At 68.2% G+C, this 24,106-nt stretch carries 21 protein-coding genes and 1 tRNA gene; 17 read left to right on the forward strand and 5 right to left on the reverse strand.

Features of this window, described 5'->3' with window-relative positions; translation table 11 throughout:
* Positions 1-34: 34 nt before the first annotated feature.
* Positions 35-1,519 (reverse strand): hypothetical protein, encoded by a 1,485-nt coding sequence (locus AB0L60_RS04115; RefSeq protein ID WP_364606973.1) that lies wholly within the window; start codon positions 1,517-1,519, stop codon positions 35-37.
* A gap of 171 nt (positions 1,520-1,690) precedes the next feature.
* On the opposite strand from AB0L60_RS04115, the gene AB0L60_RS04120 reads away from it, so the two are divergent.
* From AB0L60_RS04120 to AB0L60_RS04150, 7 genes are all read left to right on the forward strand, one after another.
* Entirely contained in the window at positions 1,691-4,396 is a 2,706-nt protein-coding gene (locus AB0L60_RS04120) for a bifunctional FO biosynthesis protein CofGH (RefSeq protein WP_364606976.1), read from the forward strand.
* A gap of 125 nt (positions 4,397-4,521) precedes the next feature.
* A complete protein-coding gene (fdxA, locus tag AB0L60_RS04125; RefSeq protein ID WP_040812194.1) occupies positions 4,522-4,845 on the forward strand; it encodes a ferredoxin in 324 nt (107 codons plus the stop codon).
* Positions 4,846-4,854: 9 nt separating this feature from the next.
* Positions 4,855-5,961 carry a succinyldiaminopimelate transaminase gene (gene dapC, locus AB0L60_RS04130; protein ID WP_364606980.1) on the forward strand — a complete coding sequence of 369 codons (1,107 nt, stop codon included), beginning with the start codon at positions 4,855-4,857 and terminating at the stop codon, positions 5,959-5,961.
* A 70-nt stretch (positions 5,962-6,031) separates the two neighbouring features.
* Positions 6,032-6,105 (forward strand) — tRNA-Asp (locus tag AB0L60_RS04135).
* A gap of 403 nt (positions 6,106-6,508) precedes the next feature.
* Positions 6,509-7,996: a GMC oxidoreductase gene (locus AB0L60_RS04140; protein WP_364606983.1), complete on the forward strand. Its 1,488-nt coding sequence runs from the start codon at positions 6,509-6,511 to the stop codon at positions 7,994-7,996.
* Between the two features lie 94 nt (positions 7,997-8,090).
* Positions 8,091-9,728 (forward strand): L-glutamate gamma-semialdehyde dehydrogenase, encoded by a 1,638-nt coding sequence (gene pruA, locus AB0L60_RS04145; protein ID WP_364606986.1) that lies wholly within the window; start codon positions 8,091-8,093, stop codon positions 9,726-9,728.
* Positions 9,725-10,684: a proline dehydrogenase family protein gene (locus tag AB0L60_RS04150; RefSeq protein ID WP_364606989.1), complete on the forward strand. Its 960-nt coding sequence runs from the start codon at positions 9,725-9,727 to the stop codon at positions 10,682-10,684. The genes pruA and AB0L60_RS04150 overlap by 4 nt, the downstream gene beginning before the upstream one ends.
* 113 nt (positions 10,685-10,797) lie before the next feature.
* Here the strand turns inward: AB0L60_RS04150 and AB0L60_RS04155 are convergent, their stop codons facing one another.
* Positions 10,798-11,661, reverse strand: coding sequence for an oxygenase MpaB family protein (locus AB0L60_RS04155; RefSeq protein ID WP_364606992.1), 864 nt, complete (start codon positions 11,659-11,661; stop codon positions 10,798-10,800).
* A gap of 146 nt (positions 11,662-11,807) precedes the next feature.
* On the opposite strand from AB0L60_RS04155, the gene AB0L60_RS04160 reads away from it, so the two are divergent.
* Positions 11,808-12,440: a TetR/AcrR family transcriptional regulator gene (locus AB0L60_RS04160; protein ID WP_364606995.1), complete on the forward strand. Its 633-nt coding sequence runs from the start codon at positions 11,808-11,810 to the stop codon at positions 12,438-12,440.
* Positions 12,441-12,453: 13 nt separating this feature from the next.
* Here the strand turns inward: AB0L60_RS04160 and AB0L60_RS04165 are convergent, their stop codons facing one another.
* Positions 12,454-13,308: an oxygenase MpaB family protein gene (locus AB0L60_RS04165; protein ID WP_364606998.1), complete on the reverse strand. Its 855-nt coding sequence runs from the start codon at positions 13,306-13,308 to the stop codon at positions 12,454-12,456.
* Positions 13,309-13,441: 133 nt separating this feature from the next.
* On the opposite strand from AB0L60_RS04165, the gene AB0L60_RS04170 reads away from it, so the two are divergent.
* From AB0L60_RS04170 to AB0L60_RS04180, 3 genes are all read left to right on the forward strand, one after another.
* The gene (locus tag AB0L60_RS04170) at positions 13,442-14,851 is read left to right on the forward strand and encodes an acyl-CoA synthetase (protein ID WP_364608486.1); all 1,410 of its coding nucleotides are present in this window, start codon (positions 13,442-13,444) and stop codon (positions 14,849-14,851) included.
* A 34-nt stretch (positions 14,852-14,885) separates the two neighbouring features.
* Positions 14,886-15,254, forward strand: a complete 369-nt coding sequence (locus AB0L60_RS04175) for a PPOX class F420-dependent oxidoreductase (RefSeq protein ID WP_364607001.1) — start codon at positions 14,886-14,888, stop codon at positions 15,252-15,254.
* A 104-nt stretch (positions 15,255-15,358) separates the two neighbouring features.
* The gene (locus tag AB0L60_RS04180) at positions 15,359-15,673 is read left to right on the forward strand and encodes a hypothetical protein (RefSeq protein WP_364607004.1); all 315 of its coding nucleotides are present in this window, start codon (positions 15,359-15,361) and stop codon (positions 15,671-15,673) included.
* 59 nt (positions 15,674-15,732) lie between these two features.
* On the opposite strand, the gene dapD is transcribed toward AB0L60_RS04180, so the two are convergent.
* Positions 15,733-16,695, reverse strand: a complete 963-nt coding sequence (dapD, locus tag AB0L60_RS04185; RefSeq protein WP_364607007.1) for a 2,3,4,5-tetrahydropyridine-2,6-dicarboxylate N-succinyltransferase — start codon at positions 16,693-16,695, stop codon at positions 15,733-15,735.
* 97 nt (positions 16,696-16,792) lie between these two features.
* Between dapD and dapE the strand changes: the two genes are divergently transcribed.
* The 6 genes from dapE (at position 16,793) to AB0L60_RS04215 (ending at position 23,154) form a co-directional block, all read left to right on the forward strand.
* Positions 16,793-17,908, forward strand: coding sequence for a succinyl-diaminopimelate desuccinylase (gene dapE / locus AB0L60_RS04190; protein ID WP_364607010.1), 1,116 nt, complete (start codon positions 16,793-16,795; stop codon positions 17,906-17,908).
* 175 nt (positions 17,909-18,083) lie between these two features.
* Positions 18,084-18,887, forward strand: coding sequence for a TIGR00730 family Rossman fold protein (locus AB0L60_RS04195; protein ID WP_364607013.1), 804 nt, complete (start codon positions 18,084-18,086; stop codon positions 18,885-18,887).
* A complete protein-coding gene (locus AB0L60_RS04200; protein WP_364607016.1) occupies positions 18,881-19,432 on the forward strand; it encodes a TIGR00730 family Rossman fold protein in 552 nt (183 codons plus the stop codon). Before AB0L60_RS04195 ends, AB0L60_RS04200 begins: the two co-directional genes overlap by 7 nt.
* 82 nt (positions 19,433-19,514) lie before the next feature.
* Positions 19,515-21,284, forward strand: a complete 1,770-nt coding sequence (locus AB0L60_RS04205; protein WP_364607019.1) for a long-chain-acyl-CoA synthetase — start codon at positions 19,515-19,517, stop codon at positions 21,282-21,284.
* 74 nt (positions 21,285-21,358) lie between these two features.
* Positions 21,359-22,234 carry a dihydropteroate synthase gene (folP, locus tag AB0L60_RS04210; RefSeq protein WP_364607022.1) on the forward strand — a complete coding sequence of 292 codons (876 nt, stop codon included), beginning with the start codon at positions 21,359-21,361 and terminating at the stop codon, positions 22,232-22,234.
* Entirely contained in the window at positions 22,231-23,154 is a 924-nt protein-coding gene (locus AB0L60_RS04215; protein WP_364607025.1) for a glucosyl-3-phosphoglycerate synthase, read from the forward strand. The genes folP and AB0L60_RS04215 overlap by 4 nt, the downstream gene beginning before the upstream one ends.
* A gap of 89 nt (positions 23,155-23,243) precedes the next feature.
* On the opposite strand, the gene AB0L60_RS04220 is transcribed toward AB0L60_RS04215, so the two are convergent.
* The gene (locus AB0L60_RS04220) at positions 23,244-24,080 is read right to left on the reverse strand and encodes a hypothetical protein (RefSeq protein ID WP_354833617.1); all 837 of its coding nucleotides are present in this window, start codon (positions 24,078-24,080) and stop codon (positions 23,244-23,246) included.
* Positions 24,081-24,106 lie beyond the last annotated feature (26 nt).

Genomic DNA, 24,106 nt, shown 5'->3' on the forward strand with positions numbered 1-24,106 from the left:
GGACGCTCGGTTTTTCCGCCGCGGCGTGGGTTCGCTACTTGGGCGTAATACGGAACAGGCCCGTCGTGGTGCCCTGGTATTGGATACGGCCGGGAGCGATGGTGCCGACCATTTCCAGGGTGTCGTTCACGGTGGTCGCGCCGACGAACTGCTCGGTGTCGACCTTGCCGGTATTGGCGTCGATCACCGCGAAGCTGTAGTTGTCGGTCACCCCCGCACTGCCGCTGCCCAGGCCACTGCTGCCGCTGCTGCTGCCACTGCCGAGTGCGCCGCTGCCGCTGCCGAGCAGGGAGTGCCGGGTGAAGGTGTAGATCTTGCCGTCCGCCACCGACAGTCGCGGCACCGCCGAGGAGGGCACGGTGTTGGTCCAGACCACGGTGCAGCCGGAGCCGGTGACATCGATGCGGGTCATGCCGCCCGAAATCGGTGCGCTCGCGGGCTGACTGGTGCCGGCGTTGGGCGGCAGCGCCGGGTAGGGGTAGCCGTAGGTGCTGGCCACGAACACGCTGTTACCCGAGCCGATGGGGGAGTTCTCGGTGCCGTCGATGGCGGGGACCGAGCACACCGGCCGGCCGGTGGCGGTGTCGAAGACGAGCAGGTTCTCCTTGGTGGCCGCGTTGTCGGTGATGGCCAGGTATTCGGTGCCGGCGCCGGGGCCGAAGAAGGTCGGCGTCGCGCCGGTGCCCCAGCTCAATTGGCCGGGCTTGCGGGCCGGACCGCGGTCGTAGGCCTGCCGCCACACGATCTGCGGGTTGCCGCTGCCGTCCACGTTCAGCAGGTACAGCGCGTGGTCGGTGGCCACGGCCATGCCCTGGGGCGCGGTGGCGATGCTGTTGGCCACGTTCTCGCCGGGCGCGAGCACGATCGAATGCGCGGTGCCGTCGGTGTCGACGAATCCCGCCGCGGCGCTGTCGGTGGCGAACCACACCCGGCCCTGGTAGTCGGGGGACACCGAACTGACCGCGTCACAGGTGCCGCCGCCGCAGTGTCCGGTGACCGCCTGTGTCACATCGGTTTTGGAGGCGATCGACAGTGCCCAGGAGCCATCGGAGCCGCGCTGGTGCCCGATCCGCAGCAGGCTGCCCGAGCCGTCCACGGTGACCATCTGGTCGTGGTTGTCCAGGTAGGCGTAGACCCCGCCGAGCAGGCTGCCCTTGGTCAGGTCGAGGTGTGCGAGGGTGTTGCCGTTGTTCGGGTCCAGCAGCAGCACTTCCGGCGCGCGATCGGTGATCTTCGTGCACAGCGCCTGCGGGAAGCCGTCCGCGCCCTGCAGGATCGTCGGGCAGGCCGCGCCCTCCTCGTGGAAGTCCGCGTTGACGCCGCCGGTGCCGACGCCGGGCAGTGGCGTGGTGTCGGAGGCCTCGGCGTCGCCGTGCATGGTCGCGGTGCCCACCGGTCCCAGGTACGGATTGGGGGGCGGCATCGGTCCGAATGCGGCGGCGGTGCCGGTGGCGATGGTCAGCAGGGCAGTGGCGCCCAGGCCGGCGACGACAGCGGCGCGGCGGATTTTCGCGAGCACGAAGGTCTCCCTCTTCTTCTGCGAAGTGGACGCCCGCGAGGCTATTTCATCGGAACCGAGATTTGAATAGATGAACTCGAGGATACGAATAATCAACTCGGAATACCGGACGTGGGCGGCAGGTTGGCTCGTTCCATGGCACCCGAGTCGGAACAGCCGGATGGATGGCGCATGATCGAGACCGTGACGGATCTACCGAACCCGAGCCTGCCGCCGAGGCGCACCAGCAGTTCGGCCGCGCCCACGGGTTCCGCCATACCCGACGGTTCCGCTGTGGCCACCGATATTGCCGTGCCCGCCGATTCCGCTGTGCCCACTGATTCCGCGATGCGCCGTGCGCTGCGCCGGGCCCGGGACGGTGCGACCCTGAATCTCGACGAGGCCGTGGTGCTGTTGCACGCGCGCGGCGCCGATCTGGAGGAGCTGTGCGCGTCCGCCGCGCGGGTGCGCGATGCCGGGCTGCGGGAATCCGGCTACGCGGATGAGGTGCTGCCGATCACCTACTCCCGCAAGGTGTTCATCCCGATCACGCATCTGTGTCGCGACCGCTGCCACTACTGCACCTTCGTCACCGTGCCCGGCAAGCTGCGCGCGCAGGGCAAGGGCATGTACATGGAGCCGGACGAAATTCTCGAGGTCGCCCGGCAGGGTGCCGAACTCGGTTGCAAGGAAGCGCTTTTCACCCTGGGTGACCGCCCGGAGGAGCGCTGGCCCGAGGCGCGGCAGTGGCTCGACGAGCGCGGCTACGACTCCACCCTGGATTATGTGCGCGCCATGGCGATTCGCGTGCTGGAGGAGACCGGCCTGCTGCCGCATCTGAATCCGGGCGTGATGAGCTGGGAGGAGCTGTCGCGGCTGAAGCCGGTGTCGCCGTCCATGGGCATGATGCTGGAGACCACCTCGACGCGGCTGTTCACCGAACCGGGTCAGGCGCACTACGGTTCGCCGGACAAGGACCCGGCGGTGCGGCTGCGCGCGCTCACCGACGCCGGACGCCTGTCGGTGCCGTTCACCACCGGCATCCTGGTGGGCATCGGCGAGACCGTGGTCGAGCGCGCCGAGTCGATTCTCGCGATTCGCAAGGTGCACAAGGCTTTCGGGCACGTGCAGGAAGTCATCGTGCAGAACTTCCTGGCCAAGCAGAACACCGCCATGCGCCACAGCCCGGATGCCGGGATGGAGGAGTTCCGGGCCGCCATCGCCGTGACCCGGCTGCTGATGGGGCCGAAGATGCGCATCCAGGCGCCGCCGAATCTGGTGTCGCTGGAAGAATGCCGGGCACTGCTGGCGGCGGGTATCGACGACTGGGGCGGGGTCTCGCCGCTCACCCCCGACCATGTGAATCCGGAACGGCCGTGGCCGAATCTGGAGACCCTCGCGCAGATCACCGCCGACTGCGGCTATGTCCTCACCGAGCGCATCACCGCCCACCCGAAGTATGTGCTGGCGGGCCATCCGTGGATCGATCCGCGGATTTCCGGACATGTTGCGGCACTGATGGATCCGAAGACCGGCCTGGCCGCCGACGTGAAGCCGTCCGGCCTGCCCTGGCAGGAGCCCGACCAGGATTGGGAATCGGCCGGCCGCATCGACCTGCACACCGCCATCGACGCCGAGGGCCGGCTGACCGAATCCCGCAGCGACGCGGGGATTGCCGATGATTCGCTAGGTGCGTTCGGTGACTGGGAGAGCATCCGCGAGCAGGTGCTCGAGCTGGCCGGTTCCGCCCCGGAGCGCATCGACGCCGACGTGATGGCCGCCCTGCGCGCCGCCGAGCAGGACCCCGCGGGCCTGACCGACGACCAGTACCTGGCCCTGGCCACCGCCGACGGCCCGGCCCTGGAGGCCGTGACCGCGCTGGCCGACCAGCTGCGCCGCGATGCCGTGGGCGACGACGTCACCTACATCGTCAACCGGAACATCAACTTCACCAATATCTGCTACACCGGCTGCCGCTTCTGCGCGTTCGCGCAGCGCAAGGGCGATGCCGATGCCTTCACCCTGAGCCCGGCCGAGGTCGCCGACCGCGCCTGGGAAGCCTGGGTCGAGGGTGCGACCGAGATCTGCATGCAGGGCGGCATCGATCCCGAGCTGCCGGTCACCGGCTACGCGGATCTGGTGCGCGCCATCAAGGCTCGCGTCCCCGGGATGCACGTACACGCGTTCAGCCCGATGGAGATCGTCAATGGTGCGTCCCGCAGCGGCCAGTCGGTGCACGACTGGCTGTCGGCGCTGAAAGAGGCCGGGCTGGACAGCATTCCGGGCACCGCCGCCGAGATCCTGGACGACGAGGTGCGCTGGGTGCTGACCAAGGGCAAGCTGCCCGCCTCGGCCTGGGTGGATGTGGTCACCACCGCGCACCGGCTGGGCCTGCGCTCCAGCGCGACCATGATGTACGGCCACGTGGACAATCCGAAGCACTGGGTGGGACACCTGCGCGTGCTGCGCGGAATCCAGGACGAGACGGGTGGTTTCACCGAATTCGTGCTGCTGCCGTTCGTGCACCAGAGCGCCCCGCTCTACCTCGCGGGCGCCTCCCGGCCCGGCCCGACCGTGCGGGAGAATCGGGCCGCGCATGCCCTGGCGCGGATCATGCTGCACGGCCGGATCGAGAATATTCAGACCAGCTGGGTCAAACTTGGTATCACCGGAACCCGGCTCATGTTGAACGGCGGCGCCAACGACCTCGGCGGCACGCTGATGGAGGAAACCATCTCCCGCATGGCCGGTTCCGAACATGGATCAGCCAAGACGGTCGAGGAACTGACGCAGATCGCGTCGGGTATCGGCCGCCCGGTCCGGCAGCGCACCACCACCTACGGTGTGCCACGGACCCGCTCGCTCGCCCGCCTCTCCGTGACGCTGGCGGACGGCTGAGAGCCGCTCACCGTTTGCGGAGGGCGGAAGTTAGGGCAGGCTGTGCAGTAGTAATGTTGGCTGGCCGGGATAGGGTTTTGCCGGGCGGAGTATCCCGCATGTGAGGACAGACTAGGAGAGCGGCAGTGCCGTACATCATCGCTGAACCGTGCGTTGACGTGAAGGACAAGGCGTGCATCGAGGAATGCCCCGTGGACTGCATCTACGAGGGTGGCCGCATGCTGTACATCCAACCGGACGAGTGCGTGGACTGTGGTGCATGTGAACCGGTCTGCCCGGTGGAAGCCATCTTCTACGAAGACGACACCCCGGATCAGTGGGCCGGTTACGTCAACGCCAATGTCGACTTCTTCGACGACCTGGGTTCGCCGGGTGGCGCCACCAAGGTCGGCAAGGTCGACTACGACCCGCCGTTCATCGCCGCGCTGCCGCCGATGGCCAGCGAGTAGGACGAGCATTTGACCGCGCGTGGCCGGGTCAGCGCTCTGCTACCCGATTTCCCCTGGGACACCATCGCTTCCGTGAAGGCGAAGGCGGCGTCGCATCCGGACGGCATCGTCGACCTCTCGGTCGGGACGCCGGTCGATCCGGTGGATCCGCTGATCCGCACGGCACTCTCGTCGGTGGCGGAGGTGCCGGGCTACCCGACCACGCACGGTACGCCCGAATTGCGCGAAGCCGTTGTCGCGGCGCTGAAGCGGCGATTCGGGATCACGGGGGTGGACCCGGCCGCGGTGCTGCCGGCCATCGGCACCAAGGAGCTCATCGCCGGGCTGCCGCGGCTGCTCGGCCTGGGATCGCAGGATCTGGTCGTCATCCCCGAGGTCGCCTACCCGACCTACGAGGTGGGCGCGCTGCTCGCCGGGGCTCGCTATGTGCGCGCCGACGGCACCACGCAGCTCGGCCCGGAGCGGCCCGCGCTGATCTTCCTCAACTCGCCGTCGAATCCGACCGGCAAGGTGCTGGGCGTCGACCACCTGCGCAAGGTGGTGCAGTTCGCCCGCGAGCGCGGGGCCATCGTCGCCTCGGACGAGTGCTACCTGGGGCTGGCCTGGGAGGGCCGCGCGGTGTCGATCCTCGACCCCGAGGTCAGCGACGGCGACCACACCGGCCTGCTCGCCATCCACTCACTGTCCAAGACCTCGAATCTGGCCAGTTACCGGGCCGGTTTCGTGACCGGTGATCCGGCGCTCGTGGCGGAGCTGCTGGAGGTGCGCAAGCACTCCGGCATGATGCTGCCCTTCCCGATCCAGGCGGCCATGACCGCGGCCCTCGGCGATGACGCGCACGAGGTTCAGCAAAGGGATCGCTACCGAGCGCGGCGGGTCGTGCTGCGAGATGCCCTGCAGCGCGCGGGATTCCGGATCGACGACTCGGAGGCGGGTCTGTACCTGTGGTCGACGCGCGGCGAGGAATGCCGCACGACCCTGGATTGGCTGGCCGAGCGCGGCATCCTGGCGGCCCCCGGCGAGTTCTACGGCCCGCGCGGCAATCAGCATGTGCGCATTGCCCTTACCGCCACCGACGAACGAATCACTGCGGCCGCTGATCGTCTGACCAGCTGATTTCCCGTTACCACCGGGCCCGTGATAGCGTCTACGACGTTGCAAGGCCCGGTGGCCTAGTGATTTGCAAGGCCCTGTGGCGCAGTTGGTTAGCGCGCCGCCCTGTCACGGCGGAGGTCGCGGGTTCGAGTCCCGTCAGGGTCGCAGTATCGTCTCACTGCTCCGCCTCCCCGCATATTTAGCGGGGAGGCTGACGGCCGTTCATAGCTGGCAATCCGTGCCGGCGGTTGGGTGCCGAAACCATACTGGGCGTACCCGGGGCGTTACCTCCATCTCGCGAAATCAGTTGTCGCCTCCCTAATTTTGCGCAAAACTGACACACGTTCTCTTCACAACCTCTATAACAAGTTCTCATCGCAACTCGATGAGGAGTCTTTCAGTGCGTGGTCTGTCTTATGAAACCCCCGGTAAGAGTGTCTATGGCAGCAATGTCAGCCGACGTGGGTTCCTAGCTGCAACAGGTGTCATTCTGGGGGCGGCTGCGCTACTACCGAAGGCGCCTCTGGCTCGGGCACTACCCACGGGATCGATCAATGACGGTGACACGATGCCGATCCTGGTCATCGGCACCGGCTACGGCGGCGCGGTCGCGGCGCTGCGGCTCGCGCAGGCCGGGCAGAACGTAGTCATGGTCGAGAAGGGCATGTCCTGGAGCCAGCCCGGGTCCGACGGCAAGGTCTTCTGCAACATGCTGAATCCGGACGGCCGGTCCTTCTGGCTGCGCACCGAGACCGACCAACCCGTCAACCACTTCATGGGCGCGCCCTACAACAAGTCCATCTCCCGCTACACCGGCGTGCTGGATTCCGAGCAGTTCAGCGGGATCCGGATCTACCAGGGCCGCGGCGTGGGCGGCGGCTCGCTGGTCAACGGCGGTATGGCGGTGACGCCCAAGCAGGAGAACTTCGCCAGCATCCTGCCGTCGGTGGACGCCGGCTCGATGTACAGCACCTACTACCCGCGCGCCAATGCCGCGCTGAAGGTGAACAACATCGACCAGACCTGGTTCCAGGGCGCGGACTGCTACCAGTTCGCGCGGGTCGGCATAAAGCAGGCACAGCGGTCCGGGTTCGCGTACACCTTCGTGCCCAACGTCTACGACTTCAACTACATGAAGCAGGAGCAGGCCAGTACCGCCCCGCGGTCGGCGCTCAACGCCGAGGTCATCTACGGCAACAACTACGGCAAGAACTCGCTGGACAAGACCTATCTGGCGGCGGCGTCGGGCACCGGCAAGGTGACCATCGTGCCGCAGCACGTGGTCACCACCGTGGCGCCGGCCAACGGCGGCGGCTACTCGGTGGTGATGAACCAGATCGACACCAGCGGCAATACCGTGAAGGCGAAAACCGTTACGGCGCAGAAGGTCTTCTTCGCGGCGGGCAGTGTCGGCACCAGCAAGCTGCTGGTTACGCAGAAGGCCACCGGCAAGCTGGGCAATCTGCCGGACTCGATCGGCGCCGGCTGGGGCAACAACGGCAATGTCATGGTGGCCCGGCAGAACCAGGCCTGGGACGCCACCGGCAGCCTGCAGTCCTGCATCCCCTGCGTCGGCATCGACAACTGGTCCGACAGCGGCGGCCCCGCCTTCGCGGAGGTGTCGCCGTTCCCGGCCGGCATCGAGACCTTCGCCAGCCTGTACCTGGCCATCACCAAGAACCCGAACCGCGGCACCTTCTCCTACAACTCGGGATCCGGTGGCGTGGACCTGAACTGGCAGACCGCCTGGAACCAGCCCAGCATCGATTGCGCCAAGCGCATCTTCGACAAGATCAACAGCAAGGAAGGCACCATCTACCGGACCGACCTGTTCGGCGAATACAAGACCTGGGGCGACGATTTCGCCTACCACCCGCTCGGCGGCTGCGTGCTGAACGTGTCCACCGACAACTACGGGCGGCTCACCCAGTACCCGGGCCTGTACGTCATCGACGGCTCCCTGATTCCGGGCCTCACCACCGTCAACCCGTTCGTCACGATCACCGCGCTCGCGGAACGCAATATCGAGACGATCATTTCGCAGGACTTCCACTGAGGAAGCGGCCCCGCCGACGGAGAAATTCCGACGGCGGGGCCGGCCGGGGCGTGTTCGTTCCGGTCGGGCAGCGGCGATCGCGTTAGCCTTGGATATGGACGCTGTCACGGTTGTCCCTCCTCCCGGCAATGAACCGGTGCACACCTACGCCCCCGGCAGCCGCGAACGCGAGCTGCTGGCCGGCAGGCTCGCCGCTCTCGCCGCCGACCCCGTGGATGTGCCGCTCGTGATCGGCGGCAAGCATCAGCCCGGCGGCGGCGAGCGGCACACCATCGTGATGCCGCACCGGCGCCGCCAGGTACTCGGGACCTACACCCACACCACCCACGACGACGCGCGCGCGGCCATCGCGGCGGCGACGGCCGCCGCGCCCGCCTGGCAGGCCATGCCCTTCGAGGAACGGGCCGCCATTCTGCTGCGGGCCGCCGACCTGCTGGCCGGGCCCTGGCGCGAGACCCTGGCCGCCGCTACCATGCTCGGCCAGTCGAAAACAGTGCAGCAGGCCGAAATCGACGCACCCTGCGAGCTGGTGGACTTCTGGCGCTTCAATGTCGCCTTCGCCCGGCAGATTCTGGCGATCCAGCCGGAATCGGCGGCGGGCGGGTGGAATCGGATGGACTACCGGCCTCTGGAGGGCTTCGTCTACGCCATCACGCCGTTCAACTTCACCGCCATCGCCGGGAACCTGCCCACCGCGCCCGCGCTCATGGGCAATACCGTCGTCTGGAAACCTTCCCCGGCACAGACATTTTCGGCGTACTACACGATGAAGCTGCTGGAGGAGGCGGGCCTGCCGCCCGGGGTCATCAATATGGTGACCGGCAGCGGCGCACAGCTCTCGGAGGTGGCGCTGGCCGATCCGCGGTTGGCGGGCATCCACTTCACCGGTTCCACCCGCACCTTCCAGTACCTGTGGCAGAGCGTCGGCTCGAATATCGGCCACTACCACGGATATCCGCGGCTGGTGGGGGAGACCGGCGGGAAGGACTTCATCCTCGCCCACCCGTCCGCCGACTCGGATGCCTTGCGCACGGCCATGATTCGCGGTGCCTACGAATATCAGGGGCAGAAGTGCTCGGCCGCCTCGCGCGCCTATATCGCCCGGTCGGTGTGGCAGCGCATGGGGCAGGACTTCCTGGCCGAGGTGGAGTCGCTGACCTACGGAGATGTCGCCGATCTGTCGAATTTCGGTGGGGCCGTGATCGACAACCGCGCCTACGACAAGTGCGTGGCCGCCATCGAGAAGGCGAAGGACCGGGGGCTCACGGTGCCCGCGGGCGGTGGCTACGACGACAGCGAGGGCTGGTTCGTGCGGCCGACCGTGCTGCTCGGCGAGGACCCGGGCGACGATGCCTTCGCCACCGAGTACTTCGGGCCCATTCTGTCGGTGTACGTCTACGACGACAGCGCGCCCGACTCGTTCGCCGAGATCCTCGAGGTGGTGGACGGGACCTCGCCCTACGCTCTCACCGGCGCGATCTTCGCCCGCGACCGCAAGGCCGTCGAAACCGCCACGGACGCACTGCGATTCGCCGCGGGCAACTTCTACATCAACGACAAGCCCACCGGCGCGGTGGTCGGGCAGCAGCCCTTCGGCGGGGCCCGCGCCTCCGGCACCGACGACAAGGCGGGCTCCTACCTCAACCTGCTGCGCTGGGTCGCGCCCCGCACGCTCAAGGAGACCTTCGTTCCACCGACCGACTACCGCTACCCCCACATGGAGACTCGATGAATCCACTGCGGCCCGCGATCCTGGCCGCGGCCGGATCGTCGCGGATGAAGGACGCCATCACCCGGGTGCCGGCCACCGCCGCCGTGGTCCGGCGGTTCGTGGCCGGGGAGACCCGGGCCGAGCTGGTCCCGGTGGCGCGCGAGCTGCTGGCGAGCGGCCGCGCGGTGAGTGTCGACTTCCTGGGCGAGTACACCACCGAGCATGCCCAGGCCGATGCCGCGGTGGCGGAATACCTTTCGCTCATCGACGATCTGGCCGAGGCCGACCAGATGATGCCCGGCGCGCACACCGACATTCCCCGGGTGGAGGTCTCGCTCAAGCTGTCGGCGCTCGGCCAGTCGCTGGGTCAGGACGGGCCGGCCATCGCCGCGGAGAACCTGCACAAGCTGTGCGCCAAGGCCGTCGAGCGCCACGTCTGGGTGACCGTCGACGCCGAGGACCACACGACCACCGCCGGCACCCTGGACGCGGTCCGCCAGGCCCGCGCCGAATTCCCCTGGCTCGCTGTCGCTTTGCAGACGTACCTGCGTCAGGCCGAGGACCGCGCCCGCGACCTGGCCGCCGACGGCACCCGCGTCCGCCTCTGCAAGGGCGCGTACCAGGAACCGGCGACCGTCGCCTATCAGCGCCGCGCCGAGGTCGACGTCTCCTACCTGCGCTGCCTCGACGTCCTCTTTCGCAGCGCCTGGTACCCCATGATCGCCTCCCACGACCCGGCCATGATCGACGCCGCCCTCGCCCTCGCCATCGAAAACCACCGCAACCCAGGAGATTTCGAGTTCCAGATGCTCTACGGCGTCCGCGACGCCGAACAGCGCCGCCTGGTCGCGGACGGCCACTTCCTGCGCGTCTACATCCCCTATGGCACCCAGTGGTACGGCTATCTCATGCGCCGCCTCGCCGAACGCCCCGCCAACCTCGGATTCTTCCTCCGTGCCCTGGCTGACCGCGCCTGATAATTCGCGGTCGCGGGTCGTTCCCGGCGTGCGCCAGGGCCGCGCACTCGAGCGTGCGGCGCTCCTCCGGACGGGGTTTCAGTCGTGCAACCCCTGAGAGTCCGAGCGTTTGGTCAGACCAGGGGGCGGCCGAGGCGGCGGCGGAGGCGCATGTCGGCGAGGTAGAAGTTGTAGGGGAACAGGCGGACCGGGGTGGGCATGCGGGTCCAGATCGCGGAGATCAGGCGCAGGAAGCCGGCGAAGATGCGCTCATCGCGGGCGGACCAGGTCATGGCCATCTCCTCGCGCAGGTGCGGGGGGAGCAGGGCGGTGACGATGAAGCGGTGCAGGCCGCCCAGGGTGATCTGCAGGGGCCAGGGCAGCATCTTCAGGTCGGCGAGGTCGTTGAAGTACTTGCGGGTGGGAGCGTCGATCGACTTGGTCGCGAGGTTCTCCTCCCAGTACACGTAGAACTCGTCGCGGGTGGCGGGCCACAGCTCGGGACGCATCTGCAGGGTGGTGCCCAGTCGCGCGCAGTACTGGTAGAAGGCTTCCGCCAGTTCGGGATTCATGGGGCCGCGCATGCGGTGGTAGAGATCGTCGACGCCCCAGTAGAGGCAGGCCGCCACCCACAGCTGGAGCTTGGGGTCGAAGGCGTTGTACTTGACCGCGCTGCCGGGCTTGGAGTGGACGCTGCGGTGCGAGCGGTTCACGGCCTCGCGGTAGTCGCGGCGGTCGTCCTCGTTCCCGAGCAGCGCGACCGACAGATAGGTGAGAGTGGTGCGCAGCCGCTTGATCGGGTGCAGCGTCACCTTGCCGCTGTCGACGTCGCTCTCCATGACGCCGTACGCGATGGGTTTCAGCGACAGCTGCATGACGACATTGGCCGCGCCGCCGAGGAAGGCCGCGACGCCGTCGATGTGCTCACGCACGGATTCCGGGGTCATCGGCGCGTGGGCCGGCGGGAACTCGTCGAACTTGCGCAGGGGGGCGGTCATCGTTGACTCGGCTCCTCGTCGTCACTCCTCGCCCATGAGGAGAGTGTGAGAAATTTCCCCACTCACCCTCTCATCGTGGGGAGGTCATGTCAATGTGCGAAGATTAGTGCCTCACCGTTTCTTTGCGACCGGAAAGGGCCCGGACCATGGCCAAACTGGCCAAACTGCTGCCGCTCGTCCGCGGATCCGGCCCCGAGGATCACAACCAGGCCAAGGTCCTCGATGCCGCGCTCATGGCGTTCCTGGACTTCGGCATCAAACGCACCAGCATGGTGGAGGTCGCCCGCCGTGGCGGGCTCTCGCTGGCCACCCTCTACCGCCGCTTCGCGGGCAAGAACGACCTCATCCAAGCCGTCGGCCTGCGTCAGGCCCGCCAGCTCGTCGAGGACATCGACGCCGCGGTGCGGGTTCCGGTCGAACGCGACGCCAGCGCCGAGGAGCAGATCACCGTCCTGTTCATCGCGTTCATCGAGGGCCTGCGCGGCAATCAGCTGCTGGGCCGCCTGCTCAAGACCGAACCCGAGGTGGTGCTGCCCTATCTGACCGTGCAGGGCGCGCCGGTCATCGAGCTCGGCCGCGATTACCTCGCCGAGTTCATCGCCCGCCTGCAGGCGGAAGGCAAACTGCCGCAATATGATCCGCTGCCGCTGGCCGAGATGATCGCCCGTGCGGCGTTGTCGCTGGCGCTGACGCCGCAGACGGTCATTCCGCTCGACGATCCTGTCGCGCTGCGGCAGTTCGCTCGTGACCACATCATTCCCGGATTCCGGATCCTCTGACCCGCACCGGGTTTCACACCAGCCGCAGGCCCAGCCTGCGCCGCAGACGCATATCCGTGAGATAGACGTTCAGTGGGAAGGCCCGCAATGACGCCGGCACGACCGATTCGGCCGCACCGGCCAGCCGCAGCATCCGGGCCAGTGCGCGGTCCTGCCGCGGTGTCCAGGTCATGCCCATCTCGTCGCGGAGATGCTGCGGCAGCAGGCCGGTCACGAAGAAGCGGTGTACGCCGCCGAAGGCCAGCTGGAACGGGCGGGGCAGCATCTTCAGGTCGATGAGATCCTCGAAGTAGGCCCGGATCTTGGGGTCGATGCGGGTCTCGGCGAGGCTCTCGTCCCAATAGCGCTCGAAGGCAGCGCGATCGGCGGGCCACATGTCCGGACGCACCTGCAGCGTGGTGCCGAGCCTGGCGGCGTGGAGGTAGAAGGCGTCGGCGTCGTAGTCGTCCATCGGTCCGTGCATGCGCTCGTAGAGATCACGCGCACCCCAGTACAGGCAGGCCGCGACCCAGAGCTGCAGCCGGGGATCGAAGGCGTTGTACTTCACGGTGCTGCTCGTGCGGGACCGGACGTACTTGTGTACGGAATCGACGGCCTCCCGATAGGCCGCACGGTCCTTCTCGGTGCCCAGCAGGGCCACGGCCAGGTAGGTGAGGGTGGTGCGCAGCCGTTTGAGGGGATGGACCATGACATTCCCGGATTCCACCGGGCTCTCCACCACGCCGTAGCCGACCGGCGGGTGGGAGAGCTGCATGATCACGTTCGCCGCCGCGCCGAAGAAGCCCGCCGCACCGTCCAGATAGCGGCGGACGTCGATCTCCGGTGCGGGGGCTGCGGATTCGAACGGGTCGGGCAGCGGCCTGGTCATCGTCGACCACATCCTCGGATGAGAAAGTTATATAGAAACTTTCTTACCCACTCGGGTTGCCTGTCAACCGGCTCCGCGGGTTCGCAAGCGATTCGTTGCCGAGCGGCTCCGGTAGCGTGGGCCCGTGTCGCCGCTGTTGCTGAGCTCGTTGAACCCGGCCGCCATCGCCGCCGGAGCCGATATCCCGGATGCCGTCACCATCGACGGGGAGACGTTGTCGCGCAGTGATCTGCTCGGCGCGGCCACCTCCGTCGCCGAACGGGTGGCCCAGGCGCGCCGGGTGGCCGTGCTGGCCGAACCGACCGTCACCACCGTGCTCGCCGTGGTGGGCTGCCTGATCGCCGGGGTGACCGTGGTGCCGGTGCCGCCGGACTCCGGCAGTGCGGAACTGGCGCACATCCTGCGGGATTCGGGTGCGCAGGCCTGGCTGGGCAAGGCTCCCGAGGGCTCCGACCTGCCGGTGATCCCGGTGCGCAAGCACGCGCGGTCCTGGCATCGATACGCCGAACCGGCCGGGAAGGCAACGGCTTTCATCCTCTACACCTCCGGCACCACCGGCGCGCCCAAGGGTGTGATGCTCAGTCGCGACGCCATCGCGGCGGGCCTGGACGCGCTCGTCGATGCGTGGGGATGGACCTCGAAAGATGTTCTGGTGCATGGTCTTCCGCTGTTCCACGTGCACGGCCTGATTCTCGGTGTGCTGGGCCCGCTGCGGGCCGGCAGCCCGCTCGTCCACACCGGCAAGCCCACCCCGAAGGCGTACGCCGACGCGCACGGCACCATGTACTTCGGCGTGCCCACCGTGTGGTCGCGAATCACCGAAGACCCCGACGCCGCACGGGAATTGGCGAAGGCGCGGATCCTGATCTCCGGCAGTGCGCCGCTGCCCGTGCCGGTGTTCGAGCGGCTCGCCGAGCTCACCGGGCACGCCCCGATCGAGCGCTACGGCATGAGCGAAACCATGATCACCCTCTCCACCCGGCCCGACGGCGAACGCCGCCCGGGCTGGGTCGGCACCCCGGTGGCGGGCGTCGAGACCCGGCTGCGCGACGAGGCGGGCGACCCGGTGCCGCACGACGGGGAGAGCGTCGGCGGACTCCAGGTGCGTGGCCCCATGCTCTTCGACGGCTATCTGAACAAGCCGGAGGTCACCGCCGAGAACTTCACCGCCGACGGCTGGTTCCGGACCGGCGACGTGGCGGTCATCGACGCCGAGGGCTTCCACCGCATCGTGGGCCGGGAATCGGTGGACCTCATCAAGTCCGGCGGCTATCGCATCGGCGCGGGCGAGATCGAGACCGCGCTGCTGGGGCATCCGGCGGTGGCCGAGACCGCGGTCGTCGGCGTCCCCGACGACGATCTCGGGCAGCGCATCGTCGCCTATGTCGTGCTCCGCCCCGGGGCGGGCGCGGCGATCGCCGACGAGCTCATCGCCCATGTGGCGAGCGAACTTTCGGCGCACAAGCGGCCGCGCGAGGTGCGCGTGGTGGACGGCCTGCCGCGCAATGCCATGGGCAAGGTCCAGAAGAAACTGCTGTCTTGACCTCGAGTGCACTCGAGGTCCTACCGTGATCGGTATGACCGCATCTCTGTCGCCCGCCCAGATCGAGTACCTGAACAGCCAGCGACTGGGGCGGCTGGCCACCATCCGTCCCGACGGCTCACCGCAGAACAATCCGGTGGGCTTCCGCTACAACGCGGCCCTGGGCACCATCGACATCGGTGGACGCGATCTGGGCGCGAGCCAGAAGTTCCGCAATCTGCTGAAGGAGGAGCGGGTCGCCTTCGTGGTCGACGATGTCCCCTCCGTCGACCCCTGGACGGTGCGGTGCCTCGAAATTCGCGGCACCGCGCAGGCGTTGCGGGACGTGGAGCCGTGGTACCCGGGTCTGTCCCCGGAGCTGATCCGCATCACCCCCGAACGGGCCATCGCCTTCGGCCTCTGACACCGGAGTTCCGGTGCTGGAGGTTTCGGGGTCTCGTCGGGTCCATGAGCGAACGTCTAGCTTACGTGAAGCGAAACAGTCACGTTCTCAAGGAGATTCGCTCGATGCACACCTCTCTGCGCACCACCGTGGCGGCCGCCGCCGTCTTCGCCGGCCTGCTCGCTCCCGCCGCCGCGGCCACCGCCGATGCGCTGCCCCTCACCCCCATGCAGCAGCCGACCGAGCAGATCGCCGGCACCACCGGGACCGGCTCGGTGAACACCGGGCCCACCGGCACCGGATCCTTCGACCCGTCGCCCACCGGCTCGTCGAACCTGATCAAGGCCTTCCAGACCGGGTCGGGCCAGTGCAACTCCGGCGGCATCCCGTTCCCCGTCATGGACGGCTCTGCGGCGCCCTGGTGCGGCCTCTACCACTGAGCGCGAAATGACGAAAACCCCTGCGGCGCAAGCCGACAGGGGTTTTCGCGGCACTGGAGTCAGTCGTTGGCGTGCAGCGCCGCGTTCAGCTCGATGCCGGTGCCCTTGCGGGGCCGGACCTCGACCGCGCCGGTCAGCGAGTTACGGATGAACAGCAGGTTCGACTTGCCCGACAGCTCACCGGCCTTCACGACGGCGCCGTCCGGCAGCGCGACCTTGGTGCCTGCGGTGACGTACAGGCCCGCCTCCACCACGCAGTCGTCGCCGAGCGAGATGCCCAGGCCCGAGTTCGCGCCCAGCAGGCAGCGCTCACCGAGCGAGATGACCTGCTTGCCGCCGCCGGACAGGGTGCCCATGATGGACGCGCCGCCCCCGACGTCGGAGCCGTCGCCGACCACCACGCCGGCCGAGATCCGGCCCTCCACCATGGAATTGCCGAGCGTGCCGGCATTGAAGTTGACGAAGCCCTCGTGCATGACCGTGGTGCCCGAGGCCAGGTGCGCGCCCAGCCGCACCCGGTCGGCGTCGGCAATGCGCACCCCGGACGGCAGCACGTAGTCGACCAGGCGCGGGAACTTGTCCACGCCGTATACGGTGACCTGGCCGCGGGCGCGCAGCTTCAGCCGGGTCAGCTCGAATTCCTCGTTGGAGCAGGGGCCGTGGTTGGTCCACACCACATTGGCCAGCAGGCCGAAGATGCCGTCCAGGTTCGCGCCGTGCGGGCGGATCAGCCGGTGCGAGATCAGGTGCAGGCGCAGGTACGCGTCGTGCGTGTCGATCGGCGCGGCGGCCAGATCGGCGATGACGGTACGCACCGCGACGATCTCGACGCGGCGTGCCTCGTCCGTGCCGACCGACGCGGCGAACTTCGCGAATTCGGGATCCGAGGAATCGAGCCGGACGGTGCCGACCTCGTCGGCGGAGAAGGTCCCGAGGCTGGGATACGGGTACCAGGTGTCCAGGACTGTGCCGTTGACGGTGATGGTGGCTAGGCCGACTGCAGATGCTCCCTGTGTACTCACGTCCCCCTACGTTACCGGGCTGTGAATTCATACCGCATGCGGTGCCGATTTGTGCCAAGGCAGCGACCGTGCGAAGAATGGAGGTTATTCCTCCTTTATGGTGGATCAAGTGACCATCGATCTGAGTGCCGACCCCATTTCACTCACCGCCGCGCTCGTGGACATTCCGAGCGTGTCGAAGAACGAGAAGGTCATCGCCGACATCGTCGAAACGGCGCTGCACGAACAGACCACCGGATTCGAAATCCTGCGGCACGGCAATACCGTGCTGGCACGCACCAATCGGGGGCTGCCGACCCGGGTCATTCTCGCCGGACATCTGGACACCGTGCCCATCGCCGACAATGTCCCCGGCCACTTCGAGACCACCGCGGACGGCGAACGGCAGCTGTGGGGTTGCGGCAGCGTCGACATGAAGTCCGGTGACGCGGTCTTCCTGCACCTGGCGGCCACCGTGGCCGATCCGGTCCACGACCTGACCCTGATCTTCTACGACTGCGAGGAGATCGCGGCCGAGTTCAACGGCCTGGGCCGCATCGAACGCGAACTGCCCGAGTGGCTCGCGGGCGATCTGGCCATTCTCGGCGAGCCCTCCGGCGGCTGGATCGAGGCGGGCTGCCAGGGCACCCTGCGGGTGCGGCTGACCACCTCCGGCGTGCGTGCGCACACCGCGCGAGCTTGGCTGGGGGACAACGCCATTCACCGTCTCGCCCCGATCCTGGACCGGCTGGCCCGCTACCGGGCGCGGACGGTCGAGATCGACGGCTGCACCTACCGCGAGGGCCTGTCCGCGGTCCGCGTCGAGGGCGGCGTGGCCGGCAATGTGGTGCCGGACGTGGCCACCGTGGACGTGAACTTCCGCTTCGCCCCCGACCGCACCCTGGATCAGGCCACCGAGCACGTGCGCGAGGTATTCGCCGGTCTGGAACTGGATTTCGAGCGCACCGACGGCGCGCCCGGCGCTCTGCCCGGCCTGTCCAATCCGGCCGCCAAGGACCTCATCGAGATCGTGCACGCGCACGGCAGCGGCGGCGTCCGCGCCAAGTACGGCTGGACCGATGTCTCGCGGTTCGCCGCCCGCGGCATCCCGGCCGTCAATTTCGGCCCGGGCGACCCGAATCTGGCCCACAAGCGCGACGAGCACCTGCCCGTCGACCAGATCACCGAGGTCACATCAATGCTGCGCAGTTATCTGACGGGCGCCAAGGCTTAGCAAACCTGCAGGTAGATACATTCTCAGGTTCGCGGCGGGTCTCGATTCTGGACTGCGGCTGGAATCGACCTCCGCCTTGGAGCGGGGGAGCGAAGCGGAGGAGGGAAGGATCGAGACTTTCAGCGCCGCGAACCCCGCCCGGAGCGCAGCGGAGGGCAAATTAGATACTGCCTGCATGTCTGCTGACGCCGAGTATGAAGGTGTGCGCTCGCCCAAGACGCCACGATTCCGCGGGCCGATCATGCTGCGGCGGGATCGCAAGAAGGGCATAGGCACCACCGATCAGCATCTGCTGGACGAGCGCGGGCCGGCCGACTGGGTGCATACCGACCCCTGGCGCGTACTGCGCATCCAGGCCGAATTCGTCGAGGGCTTCGGAGCTTTGGCGGAGGCGCCGGCCGCGGTGGCGGTCTTCGGCTCCGCCCGCACCACCGCCGAGTCGGCCGAGTACCAGGCCGGTATGGCCATCGGAAGTGCCTTGGCCCGATCCGGTTTCGCGGTCATCACCGGCGGCGGACCGGGCGCCATGGAGGCGGCCAACCGGGGTGCGTCGGAGGCGGGCGGATACTCCATCGGCCTCGGTATCGAGCTGCCCTTCGAGCAGCACCTCAACGAGTGGGTCGACCTGGGCATCAACTTCCGGTACTTCTTCGCGCGCAAGACCATGTTCGTGAAGTACGCCCAGGCATTCGTTTGTCTGCCCGGCGGTTTCGGCACCCTCGACGAACTGTTCGAGGCGCTGACCCTGGTGCAGACCCGCAAGATCACCCGCTTCCCGATCATTCTGTTCGGCACCAAATACTGGTCGGGACTGATGGATTGGATGCGCGACTCGCTGCTCGGCTCGGCCAAGGTCGCCCCCGGCGACCTGGGGCTGCTGCACGTCACCGACAGCGTGGACGAGGTAGTGCGGATCGTGGTGGAGGCCGCGCAGGCGCGCCGCGAGCTGGACGAGGCGGGCGTGGAGGATCAGTGGTGAGCACCGCCTACGCGGTCTGCGTGTACTGCTCGGCCAGCGTGGACGATCCGGTGGCGCTGGAGCTGGCCACCCGGGTGGGCGACGAGATCGGCCGTCGCGGTTGGCAATTGGTGTCCGGCGGCGGCAATGTATCCATGATGGGCGCGGTCGCGCAGGCGGCGCGGGCCGCCGGGGCCAGGACCGTCGGGGTGATCCCCAAGAAGCTGGTGCACCGCGAGGTCGCCGACACCGATGCCGACGAGCTGATCGTCACCGACACCATGCGCGAGCGCAAACAGGTCATGGACGACCGCGCCGACGCCTTCCTGACCCTGCCCGGCGGCATCGGCACGCTCGAGGAACTCTTCGAGACCTGGACCGGGGCCTATCTGGGCGTGCACGCCAAGCCGGTGGTGGTGCTCGATCCGCAGGACCACTACGCGGGCCTGTTCGAGTGGGTCGAGGGGCTGCGGCTGCGCGGGTACGCCGGCCGTGAAGCGGTCGATCGGGTACTGGTGACCAAGGATTTCGACTCCGCTTTCGAGGCGCTGCGCCCCGGCCGTTGAGAAACCGGATGGTTTCACTCGACAAGATCGGGCGAATCGGTAAGGGTGGCAGCGGGGACGTGAGCGCGAGGAGCACAGCGAAGTGAATACCGATGTCCGTTCGACGGTGAGCCTGCTCGACCTGGTCCGCGGTCTGCCCGGCATGGCGATGCAGGCCCCGGGCATGCTCCGCAATGTCGTGCACATGCTGGTGAAATCCGGCGACAAGGCATCTATCGGGCTGTTCTTCCAGCGCGGCGCGGCCAGGCACCCGGACCGGCCCTTCCTGAAATTCGAAGGGCGCGTGTACACCTGGGGCGAGGCGAATGCCGAAGTCAACCGGTACGCGAAGGTGCTCGCCGCGCATGGGGTCGAGCGCGGCGACGTGGTCGGCATCCTGATGGTCAATCGTGCCGAGGCGCTGTTCACCGTGCTCGCCACCGTGAAACTCGGTGCCACCGCGGGCCTGCTCAACCACAATCAGCGGGACGTGGTGCTGCAGCACAGCTTCGGGCTGCTGAACTCGGTGCTGGACGTGATCGGCGAGGAGTGTGCCGACGCCCTCGACACCCTCACCGAGGCCCGGCCCGCCCTGCTCTGGTCCGAGCAGCTGGCCGCCGAGGCCCGCACCGCCGACGCCTCGAATCCGGCTGTGACCGAACAGATCACCGCCAAGGAACGCGCCTACCTGATCTTCACCTCCGGTACCACCGGGCTGCCCAAGGCCAGCGTCATGACCCACCTGCGCTGGACCAAGTCCATGGCCGGCATCGGCGGGCTCGGCGTCCGGCTCGAGGGCCGGGACACGCTGTACTGCTGTCTGCCGCTGTACCACAACAACGCGCTCACGGTGGCGCTGTCCTCGGTGATCGCGGGCGGTGCGACCTTCGCGCTGGGCCGCAAGTTCTCGGCCACCCGCTTCTGGGACGAGGCCATCGCCAATCGGGCCACCGCCTTCATCTACATCGGCGAGCTGTGCCGCTACCTGCTCAACCAGCCGGCCAGGCCCGCCGACCGCGCGCACACCGTCCGGCTCTGCGTCGGCAACGGCCTGCGGCCCGAGCTCTGGGACGAGTTCCAGCAGCGCTTCGGTATCGAGCGGATCGTCGAGTTCTATGGGGCCAGTGAGGGAAACGTCGCCTTCATCAACGCCTTCTCGGTTGCCCGGACCGCCGGCTTCACCCCGCTGCCCTTCGCCATCGTCGAATACGACGACGCCACCGGCAAGGCCCTGCGCCACCCGGACGGCCGCCTGCGCCGGGTGCCGCCGGGCGGGGTCGGGCTGCTGCTCGCCAAGGTCACCACGAGCTCGCCCTTCGACGGCTACACCGACGCCTCCGCCACCGAATCCAAGCTCGTGCGAGACGGTTTCGAGCCGGGCGACTGCTGGTTCGACACCGGCGACCTGGTGCGCGACCAGCGCTGGGGCCACATCGCGTTCGTGGACCGCCTCGGCGACACCTTCCGCTGGAAGGGCGAGAACGTCGCCACCACCGAGGTCGAGGGCGCCTTCGACGGCATCGACTCCGTCATGCAGGCGGTCGTTTTCGGCGTCGACATCCCGGGCACCGACGGCAAGGCGGGCATGGCCGCGGTGACGCTGCACGAGGGTGGGCACTTCGACGGCAAGGTCGCCGCCAAGGTGCTCTACGACCATCTGCCGACCTACGCCGTGCCGCTGTTCATTCGCGTGGTGCCGGAGCTGGAGCAGACCTCCACCTTCAAGAACCGGAAGGTGGAACTGCGCAAGCAGGGCTACACCCCCGACGGCGAGAGCACCCTCTACGTTCTCGCGGGCCGCACCGAGGGCTACCTTCCCGCGTACTCCGAATACGCCGCCGACGTCGCCGCGGGGCGCGCGCCCGGCAACTGAGCAGCAGCCGGTCGGAGCCCGGTTCCGGTCGGCTGCCCAGCAGTCGCACCACAGCCCTCGGTACAGTCGAGGGCATGTGTGCGCCGTTGCCGACATTGTGCGGGAAGCCGGTGGCGACGGATCGGGCGCTTGTCATGGCGATCGTGAACCGGACGCCGGACTCCTTCTATGACCGAGGCGCGACGTTCAGCGACGAGGCCGCCATGCGGGCCGTCGACAAGGCCGTCGCCGAGGGCGCGGATCTGGTCGATATCGGCGGGGTCAAGGCCGGTCCGGGCGCTGAGGTGGACAACGTCGAAGAGGCCCGCCGGGTGGTGCCGTTCGTGGCGGCCATTCGCGAGCGCTACCCGGATCTGCTCATCAGCGTGGACACCTGGCGTGCCGACGTGGCCCGGGCCGCGGTCGCCGAGGGCGCGGATCTGATCAACGACACCTGGGCGGGGGCGGATCCGGAACTGGTCGGCGTCGCCGCCGAGCTGGGCGTAGGAATTGTGTGCTCACACACCGGGGGTGCGATTCCGCGGACCCGTCCGCACCGGGTCCGGTACACGGATGTGGTGACCCAGGTCACCGAGACGGTGGTGGCCGCGGCCGAAAATGCTGCGGCGGCAGGGGTGGCCAAGGACTCGATTTTGATCGATCCGACCCATGATTTCGGCAAAAACACCTATCACGGGCTCGAATTGTTGCGTGCGATAGACGTTCTTGTGAAAACCGGATGGCCCGTCTTGATGGCGCTGAGCAATAAGGATTTCATCGGAGAGACTCTTGGTGTCGTCGAGCTGTCCGAACGATTGGAGGGCACATTGGCAGCGACTGCTTGGTCGGCCGCCGCGGGTGCTCGCGTCTTTCGAGTGCACGAGGTGGCTCACACCCGCCGGGTGGTGGACATGATCGCCGCCATCCAGGGTCACCGCCCACCCGCCCGTACCCTGCGAGGTCTCGCATGAAAACAGACTGGGTGAACACCAACACCTTCGACAGCCCCGACTGGACCGTAGCGGAACTCACCGCCGCCAAGGGCGACCGCACCGTCTCGGTGGTGCTGCCCGCCCTCAACGAGGAAGCCACCGTCGCCGCCGTGGTGGCCAGCATCCGGCCCCTGCTCGGCACGCTGGTGGACGAACTCGTCGTCCTCGACTCCGGGTCCACCGACGCCACCGCCGCCCGAGCACAGGCGGCCGGAGCCACCGTGGTGACCCGCGAACAAGCCGTCCCCGAACTCGACCCCGTCCCCGGCAAGGGCGAATGCCTGTGGCGCTCGCTGGCCGTCACCAGCGGCGACATCATCGCCTTCGTGGACTCCGACCTCATCGACCCAGACCCCAACTTCGTCCCCAGGCTGCTGGGTCCGTTGCTCACCGTCGAGGGCATGCACCTGGTCAAGGCGTACTACCGCCGCCCGCTGCGCACCGGCGAATCGGTGGACCACCACGGTGGCGGCCGCGTCACCGAACTGGTGGCCCGCCCGCTGCTGGCCGCGCTGCGGCCCGAACTGTCGAATGTGCTGCAGCCCTTGGGCGGTGAGTACGCCGGCACCCGCGAACTGCTCACCTCGGTACCGTTCGCGCCGGGCTACGGCGTCGAAATCGGCCTGCTGCTCGATACTTACGACCTGCTGGGCCTGTCCAGTATCGGCCAGGTCAATCTCGGCGTCCGTCAGCACCGCAACCGCCCGCTGGCCGACCTGGGCGTCATGAGCCGCCAGATCCTGGGCACCGTCCTGGGCCGCAGCGGAATTCAGGACTCCGGCGCGGCCCTGACCCAGTTCCCCATGGTCGCAGGCGAATTCATCGCCCACGCCACCGAAGTCTCGCTGGCCGACCGGCCCCCGATGAACACCCTTCGCCCGGAGGAGGCCGCCGCCTGACCTCGAGGGGCCGGGCGGCGGCGCACTGCCCTCGGCCGGGCCGCCTCGCTGGATTCCGTTGCGCGCCATCATGCCGGCCATGGATCGGGCTAGCGGTCGTGGCGGTAGATCGGCGTCAGCAGGTCGGCCTCGATCGGTTCGCCGGTGGAGCGGTCGTACCGGACACCGACCACCGCCGAGAACGGATGGGTGCTCGCGCGCTCGTGCAGGGTCGCGAGTCTGGTTGCCAGCAACCGGATCGCGCCCAGCGAGGCGGGCGGATGCAGGCCGTCGATGACCAGCACGCTGCCCTTGCCGTCCGGGCGAGGGAGGCGAGCCAGATAGGCGATGTCGTAGGGCTCGGTGCCGCCCGGGCGGTAGACGCGCCGGGCGGCCCGGTCCTCGATGCCCCGGCGTACCCGCCCGGCGCGCGCCACCGTGCGGCGCAGGCGCGGGTCCGCGGCCACGAGATACCGCAGACTGGGCGACAATTCGGGTCCGCCGAGCACGATCAGGCCGTCCCGGTCGAGGTCGAGTGGACGACCCGGCAGGAAGCGCTGGACGTTGGCGGTGAAGCCGAGTTCCCGCAGTAGCTCGACCAGCCGGTGCGGCGCCGCGGCATCGGGCGCACCCACGAGGGCGATGGCGCGCGTCGTGCTGCGGACGTCCGGGGTGAGGATGGTGAGCGGTCCGTGCCCGAAGAACAGACCTTCCGGTACTGGCCCTTGGGTACTCACCTGGTGGATGCGGGCGCGGGAAAGTCCCGCGGCCGCACCTATTCTCGCGAACGTCCAGCCCTCGGCATGCAGTTCGCGGATGACGGCGCGGCGGATGCGAGTCAGCTCATTGATCTGCTGCTGCGCGGCTGCCACGCCTTCGGTGGCGGCTTTCAGGCGTTCGACCTTGTCCTCGATCGCGAATACCCGGGCCACCTCGTCGGCCGACATGTGCGCAGTCTAGATAGCTGGACAGC

This window comes from Nocardia sp. NPDC051981, assembly GCF_040680715.1.
Lineage (GTDB): Bacteria > Actinomycetota > Actinomycetes > Mycobacteriales > Mycobacteriaceae > Nocardia.

Bases quoted from the DNA above. Each gene is read 5' to 3' on its own strand.
- AB0L60_RS04120 (WP_364606976.1), top strand. From the start codon at position 1,691: ATGATCGAGACCGTGACGGATCTACCGAACCCGAGCCTGCCGCCGAGG.
- AB0L60_RS04140 (WP_364606983.1), top strand. From the start codon at position 6,509: ATGCCGATCCTGGTCATCGGCACCGGCTACGGCGGCGCGGTCGCGGCG.
- pruA (WP_364606986.1), top strand. From the start codon at position 8,091: ATGGACGCTGTCACGGTTGTCCCTCCTCCCGGCAATGAACCGGTGCAC.
- AB0L60_RS04150 (WP_364606989.1), top strand. From the start codon at position 9,725: ATGAATCCACTGCGGCCCGCGATCCTGGCCGCGGCCGGATCGTCGCGG.
- AB0L60_RS04155 (WP_364606992.1), bottom strand. From the start codon at position 11,661: ATGACCGCCCCCCTGCGCAAGTTCGACGAGTTCCCGCCGGCCCACGCG.
- AB0L60_RS04160 (WP_364606995.1), top strand. From the start codon at position 11,808: ATGGCCAAACTGGCCAAACTGCTGCCGCTCGTCCGCGGATCCGGCCCC.
- AB0L60_RS04165 (WP_364606998.1), bottom strand. From the start codon at position 13,308: ATGACCAGGCCGCTGCCCGACCCGTTCGAATCCGCAGCCCCCGCACCG.
- AB0L60_RS04175 (WP_364607001.1), top strand. From the start codon at position 14,886: ATGACCGCATCTCTGTCGCCCGCCCAGATCGAGTACCTGAACAGCCAG.
- AB0L60_RS04180 (WP_364607004.1), top strand. From the start codon at position 15,359: ATGCACACCTCTCTGCGCACCACCGTGGCGGCCGCCGCCGTCTTCGCC.
- dapE (WP_364607010.1), top strand. From the start codon at position 16,793: ATGGTGGATCAAGTGACCATCGATCTGAGTGCCGACCCCATTTCACTC.
- AB0L60_RS04195 (WP_364607013.1), top strand. From the start codon at position 18,084: ATGTCTGCTGACGCCGAGTATGAAGGTGTGCGCTCGCCCAAGACGCCA.
- folP (WP_364607022.1), top strand. From the start codon at position 21,359: ATGTGTGCGCCGTTGCCGACATTGTGCGGGAAGCCGGTGGCGACGGAT.
- AB0L60_RS04215 (WP_364607025.1), top strand. From the start codon at position 22,231: ATGAAAACAGACTGGGTGAACACCAACACCTTCGACAGCCCCGACTGG.
- AB0L60_RS04220 (WP_354833617.1), bottom strand. From the start codon at position 24,080: ATGTCGGCCGACGAGGTGGCCCGGGTATTCGCGATCGAGGACAAGGTC.